The 7,582-nt window shown below is 56.0% G+C and carries 6 protein-coding genes; 3 read left to right on the plus strand and 3 right to left on the minus strand.

From position 1 onward, the window contains the following. Positions 1-286 precede the first annotated feature (286 nt). The 3 genes from JQN68_RS14050 to JQN68_RS14060 all read left to right on the plus strand — a co-directional run bounded on the left by JQN68_RS14050 (position 287) and on the right by JQN68_RS14060 (position 2,535). Complete coding sequence (locus JQN68_RS14050) at positions 287-1,093, plus strand: amino acid kinase family protein (protein ID WP_225073623.1); 807 nt, start codon at positions 287-289, stop codon at positions 1,091-1,093. Positions 1,094-1,181: 88 nt separating this feature from the next. After that, the gene (locus tag JQN68_RS14055; RefSeq protein WP_225073622.1) at positions 1,182-1,397 is read left to right on the plus strand and encodes a hypothetical protein; all 216 of its coding nucleotides are present in this window, start codon (positions 1,182-1,184) and stop codon (positions 1,395-1,397) included. Positions 1,398-1,671: 274 nt separating this feature from the next. Then, positions 1,672-2,535: an ABC transporter substrate-binding protein gene (locus JQN68_RS14060; protein ID WP_225073621.1), complete on the plus strand. Its 864-nt coding sequence runs from the start codon at positions 1,672-1,674 to the stop codon at positions 2,533-2,535. A gap of 219 nt (positions 2,536-2,754) precedes the next feature. Here the strand turns inward: JQN68_RS14060 and JQN68_RS14065 are convergent, their stop codons facing one another. From JQN68_RS14065 to JQN68_RS14075, 3 genes are all read right to left on the minus strand, one after another. Continuing rightward, on the minus strand, positions 2,755-3,579 hold the full coding sequence (locus JQN68_RS14065) for an ABC transporter substrate-binding protein (RefSeq protein WP_225073620.1): 825 nt from the start codon (positions 3,577-3,579) through the stop codon (positions 2,755-2,757). A gap of 229 nt (positions 3,580-3,808) precedes the next feature. Further along, positions 3,809-5,533, minus strand: coding sequence for an FG-GAP repeat domain-containing protein (locus JQN68_RS14070; RefSeq protein ID WP_225073619.1), 1,725 nt, complete (start codon positions 5,531-5,533; stop codon positions 3,809-3,811). Positions 5,534-5,664: 131 nt separating this feature from the next. Then, entirely contained in the window at positions 5,665-7,068 is a 1,404-nt protein-coding gene (locus JQN68_RS14075) for an alginate export family protein (protein ID WP_225073624.1), read from the minus strand. Between the last annotated feature and the right edge of the window lie 514 nt (positions 7,069-7,582).

Below are 7,582 nucleotides of genomic sequence, written 5' to 3' on the forward strand. Positions count from 1 at the left end.
TTCGCGGTCCATGGCCAGGATCAGGTCCAGGGAGGCGAGCAGGGATTCCAGCAGAAAGTCCACGAATCACTCCTTTACCTAACAGAAAAAGGCAGCCGGCGGAGACTGTCGTTTAGCGAATCAATGTCTTCATAATGTTCTCAAGTATATAACGCGGAAACAGGAAAAACAAACCCGGAATGTGGGCATGACGGGAGGCTTCAATCTTGCTGCAAAATGGCGGCATATGCTGTAGGCTATTACGAACAATTATCCGAGCAACCATCCTTCAGGAGGACTGCTGCCAATGACCCCACGCAAAGAAATAAAGAGCAAGCTGCAGGGCGAATCCCTGGTACGAAAAAGTCTGATGAAAGACCGCCGGCGGGTTTCGACGCTGCGCCTGGTGCCGGATCTGCACGTGGTAAAGATTGGCGGACATGGCACCATCGATTACGGACGGGATGTAGTGTTGCCCCTCATGGAGGAGATAGGGACCCTATTCCAAAAATACAAAATGCTCATTGTGACCGGCGGCGGAGTGCGGGTCCGCCACATTCTGGACATCGGTATCGACCTTGGCATGCCGACGGGGGTGCTGGCCGAACTGGCCGGCAAAATCAGCGAGCAGAATGCGGAAATCGTCGCCCTGCTGTTGTCCCAATGGGGTGGTTCACGCATCAAAAGTGACGACCTGCTGGAACTGCCAACCCTGTTAAGGCTTGGAATTCTTCCCGTCACCCACGGCACCCCGCCCTACGGACTGTTCGAACATCCCCCCGGCAGCGGGCTGATCCCTCCGCACCGCACGGATACCGGGGCCTTTCTCATGGCCGAGGTCCTTGGCGCCAAAAGCTGTATCTTGCTGAAAAACGTGGATGGCCTTTATACCGAAAATCCTTTTGTCAATCCCAAGGCGGAACTCATCGAGGAGGCGACCGCGGACGAATTGATCGCCATGGACCTGGAGGACATGGTCTTCGAACGCAAGCTTCTCTATTTGCTGCGCGATGCCGCCTGCGTGAAAGAGTTGCGCATCATCAACGGCCATCAACCGGGGAATCTGGAAAAAGCCATTTGCGGGGAGCGGATCGGAACCTTGGTCACCGCCTGAGAAACTTGCCGCAAACCATATTCCATGGTACGCTTGACCCGTATCTACCGCTATTAGAGTGCGGTACACCCTAGCGAGGAGGTTGATCATGAGCGGGAAAATTTTTTATCGTGAACGGCAGAAAATGGCTGATGGTGCCAAGCAGCCGCGCTATATTATCGTGGCCATTGCCGGCACCGACCTCAAGGTCTATGGCAAGCACATGCGGATGAGTGAATTGAAAGCCATTGCCGAGGGTATCGGGGCCGAAATGGTGGCTTTGCCGCGAGGTCCCAAACACGATGTGGATGAAGACGACGAATAACCATTTGGTCACTAATTTCAGTAATTAACCAAACGGCCTTGGAGAAAACCCCAAGGCCGTTTCATTTTAATGCACCAAATTAAACATTGGCACAAGACCTTCTACCCTGCCCTCAAAGAACAACTTGACGTTCCTCCCAATTTTATTACAGGGTCTGTTGAGCGCATTGGCGCGGAAAAGTAGTATTGACCTCGTTATATTTTTTAACTTATAACGAAATGAAACGGTTCTGTCTCGAAGGGACCTTCAACCTGTCTTTCTAAAGGAGAACACCATGATCGGGCGCAAATTGGTTCATGTCGGTTTTGTCTGGCTATTCCTGCTGCTTCTGACCAATGCCGCCCTGGCCAAGGGCCATTTTGCCGGGGTTTATGGAAAAGGCGAGAACCACTTCAGTCTGGCGACCGGCAGCCCAGGGGAACTGGGCCTGCTTCAGGCCCTGGGCGAAGCCTTCGGGCAACAGCAGAATGCGACACTGAACTGGGTCAAGGCCGGCTCGGGCGAATCCTTGAAATTGCTCCAGGAAAAAAAGGTCGATATGATCATGGTGCATGCCCCCGAGGCTGAAAAAAAAGCGGTTGCCGAAGGGTGGGCGGCCAATCGCACGCTGATTGGATCCAATGAATTTTTCATCGTCGGTCCGGCGACGGATCCGGCCGGCCTCGCCAAGGCCACCAGCGCAGCGGATGCTTACGCGCGCATCGCCGCGGCACAGGCCCGCTTTTTTTCCCGGGGGGACAATTCCGGAACCCACAAAAAAGAAATGGATATCTGGAAAAGGGCCGGCATCGAGCCTAAAGGGGCATGGTATGTGGTAACCGGGGAGTTTATGACCGCAACCCTCAAGCGCGCCAACGATGAGGGGGGTTACTTCATGACCGACAGCAGCACCTGGGTTGCGGAAGAGGCCGCCATGAAGAATCTGAAGGTTTTGTATCGAGGAGACAGTTTTATCGTTAACACCTATCACGCCCTGTCCCAACCCGCAGGTGCTACCGATGGCGCCGCCACGGCCGCTGCATTCATCAAATTTGTGGCTTCGCCCGCCGGCCAGCAGATCATGCGTGACTATGGCAAGGCCGAACATGGCCAGGGTCTTTACAACGACGCTGAATATGCTCGCCAGTTCGACAAGTAGCCGGGAGGCCCAACTCGGCCCATAGTCGATCTCCATCAACAAAAATTTCATATCAAATCCTCCCTCTCGATGAGCAACAGAGAGGGAGGATTTTTTTTTCCAGTGCCAGTCAAGGCTGAACGTTATCCTTTGGTTGGCAATAAGATGGGACACCCCGCCGAGTGCTGCCGGCGGGGTGTCCCATCTTATTGCCAATGCCGCCACTGGCGGCTCCTTAACTTATTTGTAGATGAAAAACAACTGCTGTCCGTTGAGCTTAAAGTTTTCAATGATCTTCTGTCCTTCGGCGGAAGTCATGAATTCAACCAGGGCCATGGCCAAATCATATTTTATATGCGGGTGTTTGGCCGGATTGACGGCAATGATGCCATAGGGGTTGAACATGGATTTGTCGCCGGCAAACAGGATTTGCAGATCCGTTTTCCCTTGGTAGGCAATATAGGTACCGCGGTCACTGAGGGTATAGGCCTGCTGCTCGGTGGCCATGTTGATGATTTCGCCCATGCCGGCCCCGGCTTCCACGTACCACCTGCCTTTGGGCGCCACTCCGGAGGCCTTCCAGAGAGCCTTTTCCATGACATGGGTGCCGGATTCGTCGCCGCGGGAGATGAACCGGGTCTTGGGCCCCCACCACCGTGCATTGGTCCTGGCAATTCTGCCGAAGGCGTCAGCGGCCGTTTGGGCTTCCTTGACACGAGCCGGATCCTTGGCCGGCCCCAGGAGCACGAAGTCGTTATACATGACATCTCGACGGTTGACGCCGAAGCCGTCCGCGACGAATTTATCCTCCAGTTCACGGGCATGCACCAGAGTTACGTCGACATCCCCTGCCTCTGCAAGCTTGAGAGCCTTTCCCGTTCCGACGGCAATGACATCCACCTTCACGTTGTGTTTCTTTTCAAACACCGGCAGCATTACCTGAAGCAAACCGGAGTTGTCCGTTGATGTAGTGGTGGAGAGACGCAAACGCTCTTGGGCCCAGGCAGTGGCGGTCATGCAGGTCAATAACAATGCCACCGTCAACAAACGCAATGTGATTTTCATGGGGGCTCCTTTTGTTAATTTGTGGATGAGAAACCGGGAGTTTTACGGCCAGAAGCGGTTAGGTGGTGAGACATATAACGCGTTAAAGTCTAACATCCCCGAAAAGGACCGTCAAATTAACAAAAAAAATCCTCCTTCACGACTGGTTCGTGAAGGAGGATGGGGAGTTTGTTACGAAGCTTAAATAACGACGGTGGATGGGCCGGAGGAGCGTTCTGCAGCTGAGTCGTTAGTGCGCCAGGGAAAAAACCAGAATTTGGCTTTCACCCCCCTTGCCGAACACCGAACCGGGTTCGGTGGCAACGAACAGGACCCGCTGGTCCTGCACCGTCAGGCCCTGCAAGGGGTTGGACATCTCCTCACCAAGGTTGCCCTTAACGAAGGTGTTGTCGCGGTATTTCAATACCGCCAGCCAGCTTTTACGCACATTGGCGCTTAATCCCGGAGCGGAAAACATGCCGCTGTCGGAAGCGACCACCAGCAGTTCCGGACGGCCATCGCCATCCAAATCCGCCGCTACCGGCGGCACTTCGACAACTGCGAAGTTGGTGGGGGTATAGTAGGCCTGAGGGTGTACCTGGTAGGGAAAGCGGGCCAGACTTCCGCCCATCAGCTTGGCCGATCGGTAAATTTCCTTGCTGCCGGCATAGATGTAGAGCAGACCGTCGCGGACCACCACGGTTTCCGGTTTGCCGTTGCCCGTCAGGTCGACCATGGTGCTGCCGCCGACGGTGAATCGTCGTGGCAGCTCAAAGGATGGGGTGTTGAGGCTGATTCTGTTCCCCTGCACGGAGACCTGACGGACCACCGTACCCCAGAACAGTTCCCGATCCATGTTCTGAGCCAGCAGGGTTTCCCGGCGACCGTCGCCGTCGCGGTCGAAACTGCCGAACAGATGCGACAGATTTTCACTGATGGGCAGCAGGCGGTTGTTCTCGAACCGATACAGGGCGGAAGCCATCTGGGTGTCTTTCCAGGCGGAAACCGCCAGGTAGACCAGGCCGGCCTGAGGCTGCCACCAGTGCAGTCCGACCACTTGGGGCAGTCCGGCCACTTCAACCTCGGTCAGGGTATTGATGCCGCCGTAGATTTTCTGGATTTTGATGCGTGCGCCGTCGGTGGCAGCCATCAACAGTTCGGAATTCTCGCGGACGAAGTCGGCCATGACCACGGCGAAGCCGGGGTTGCCGAGGACCTGGAAGCCGGGAAACGCCGCTTCATAGCGGACGCTGCCCGGTGCCGGCGGTTGCTCAAGGCGATAGGGTGCGGCTGCGGGGGCTACGGGGGCCGGTGCCGCCACCACTGGCGCCGCCACCGGCACGGGAGCCATGGCGCTCGGTACGGCTGCCAACGGAGGGGCGGGATAGCTGCGAATTACGCTGCCGGAGGCATCGCGAACGGTCAGGTTGCGGGCCGTGAGCACTACCACCAGATCGCTGGCGGTTTTGCCGACGGCGCCGGCCTGACCCGGTTTTTCCGCCTGGGCGGGACCATAGGACTGCCAGCGCAGGGCCGGCAGGGCGGCTTTCAACCGGCCGTAAAACTCTTCACCCTGCCCGGTATAATCCCAGAAGGTAGCACGCAGGCCGTCGTAGCGGCGGATGGCGTCACCGCGCACGATGGCGCCGGGCTGACCGAGGGGGCGGGCGTGGCTGAAGCCGCTCTTGACCTGGGTGACCTGCAGCAGCCCCTTGCTGCCGTCCAGGGTGCCCAGCAACTTGCCGGTCACCGGGTGGGTAATCGGTTCGCCCGGTGCCACGACGGAGAACAGATCACCGTTGGTCACGCCATGGGAGGCGGCCAGGTCGATGAGAAATTCATCCTGCACCGGCAGCACCACGTAGCCGGGTACGGGTTGCAGGTCCTGAACAATTTCTTCGAGCGTTCCGGCCTGAACGGTGCCGGTCACCAGGACCAGCAGGACAGCGATAACGATGCTCACTCTGGTGGACAAAGCACAACCTCCCTTGGATAGATTTTACAGTGTCAGGATTGGGTTAGGACGCCTTAGGCCAAAAAGAAGGGCCGGGCAAAGGCCCGGCCCAACATTATTATCATATCGCCTGCAGTGAGGCAATCCTGGAACTAGAAACGGAAACGGATGTTGGCGTCGGTGCGGAACACATCGTCAGCCTTGCCGGTGCTGGACAGAGCGTCCCAGGCATCGCCGGCAATCAGGTAGCCGGCCGCGATTTCGGCGGTCAGGCCCTTCATGATCTGGTAGCCGGCACCCAGCACGAACTCATGGCCGACTTCATCGCCGCTGCCCTGCGCCGTCACGAGATCCTCCGCCGTGTTGTGCCACAGGTAGCGGGCCGACACCCATGCCTTTTTCGTCAGTTCGTGACGCGCCCCGGCGTAGAGCAGGGCGTAGCCCTTGTCGAACAGGTAGGGGGCCTGGGTGAAGGAGTTGTCGTCGGCCAGGTTGTCGAAGATGACCACGGAACCGATGAAGCCGGTGGTGGCATCGATGACATCGAAGTTTTTCAGTTTGCCGTCGTTGGGGTTCTTGTCGCCGGAAGTGTACAGGCCGCCGAGGGTGAAGGTGGTCTTGTCCATCTTGTAGTCGATCTGGCCGTGGAACAGGTAGGCTTCACGATCGAAATTGTCTTCAATCGTTCCTTTGGTCTTGACTTCACCGGTCAGATAGATGCCGGTGAACAGACCGCTGAAATTGTTCCATTTGCCTTTGCCGGACAGCCCCAGCCAAATCTGGGAATCCCGTGCATCGGTAATCTGGCCGGCCAAGCCTCCATCGACAAAGCCGCCATTAGCAAAGGTTTTCGCTTCTCGACCTTGATCCATGAAAATAACAAAGGCATTGAGGCTGTTGCCATTGTTGAAAGTATAGGTCATGTCACCGACAAAAGCATCATCGTACTCGCTCTTCTTGTCACCGCCGGCATCGTTTTTGTTGGCACCACCCCAGTCGTTGCGGAACCAACCCAGGCTGTAGCCCCAGTTGCCGTCCTTGCGCACCCACTTCACCCCACCGGCGTTGTCCGTCCAGAGGGTATAATTGTAGCCGACCGGCTGCAGGCCGACGATGAGGCGGGAGGCTTGGTCGAACGGCAGTTGGATATCGGTGTAGGCCCACATCAATTCGAAATTGTTCTGGTCGCCGCCGAAGGGCATGTCGGCATTGCCGAACTTGGCGCTGCCGAATTCGAAACCGACCACGCCCTTGACTTTTTTGTCATCGTCGGAGACATCAAGATTCATGCGGTACTTGATTTCCCCGAAGAAGTCACTGTCCTTCCGGTTCTTTTTGGTATCCACGGGACGGGTTGTCGAGGTGAGGATCCCCGAATAGTTCGAAAATCCACCCACGCTCAGATAATTATGGGTGTCATTCACGACGCGCTTCGAAAGATCCGCCTGGGTGCTGTAGGAAAAACGGTTGTTGAGATCGCCATGCCACTCCACATTGAGGGCCATGGCGGGGGCTGCAACGGCCACGGCGGCCAGCGTCGCCAGGGCAATACGCATCTTTTTCACGGTTACGCTCCTTCCATCTCAAAAATTAAATAAAAATGAGGGATTATCGGGGCTTGACCCGATACCCGGTTGGGACGCTGTAGCAAAAGGGCCCATCAAGCGTCCAAATATCCGGCCGATCGATTGGTGAATCGACGAACCGTGCTTCGCTTGCCTCACCTCCTTTGCATGAACTTGGTCTTGACGCGAGCCCGGATATCATTCCAAAAATCCAGTCCATTGCACCTGATTCAAAAAGTTGTTTGGTCGCGATATTTTTCGGTATATACAACGGTTGTCAAAAAATCGCAAGTGAATACATTTTTATTTTGAGAAGGTTTATGTATTTGTTTGGGGATGAAATCTAATTTTGGCGGGGATTTTTGAAGTCAGATGCAACGGCAAAAAACCAAACAAAGGGGCCCTTTTCGGGGCCCCTTTGCCGGACATGCCTATCAGCTTAGAAAAGCAGCTGGGTCTGGAAACGGAAGGCGTCGACTTTGTCGCCATTGATAATTTGGTCGTT

Source organism: Desulfuromonas sp. CSMB_57 (assembly GCF_020194955.2).
Taxonomy (GTDB): domain Bacteria; phylum Desulfobacterota; class Desulfuromonadia; order Desulfuromonadales; family Syntrophotaleaceae; genus JAFCIY02.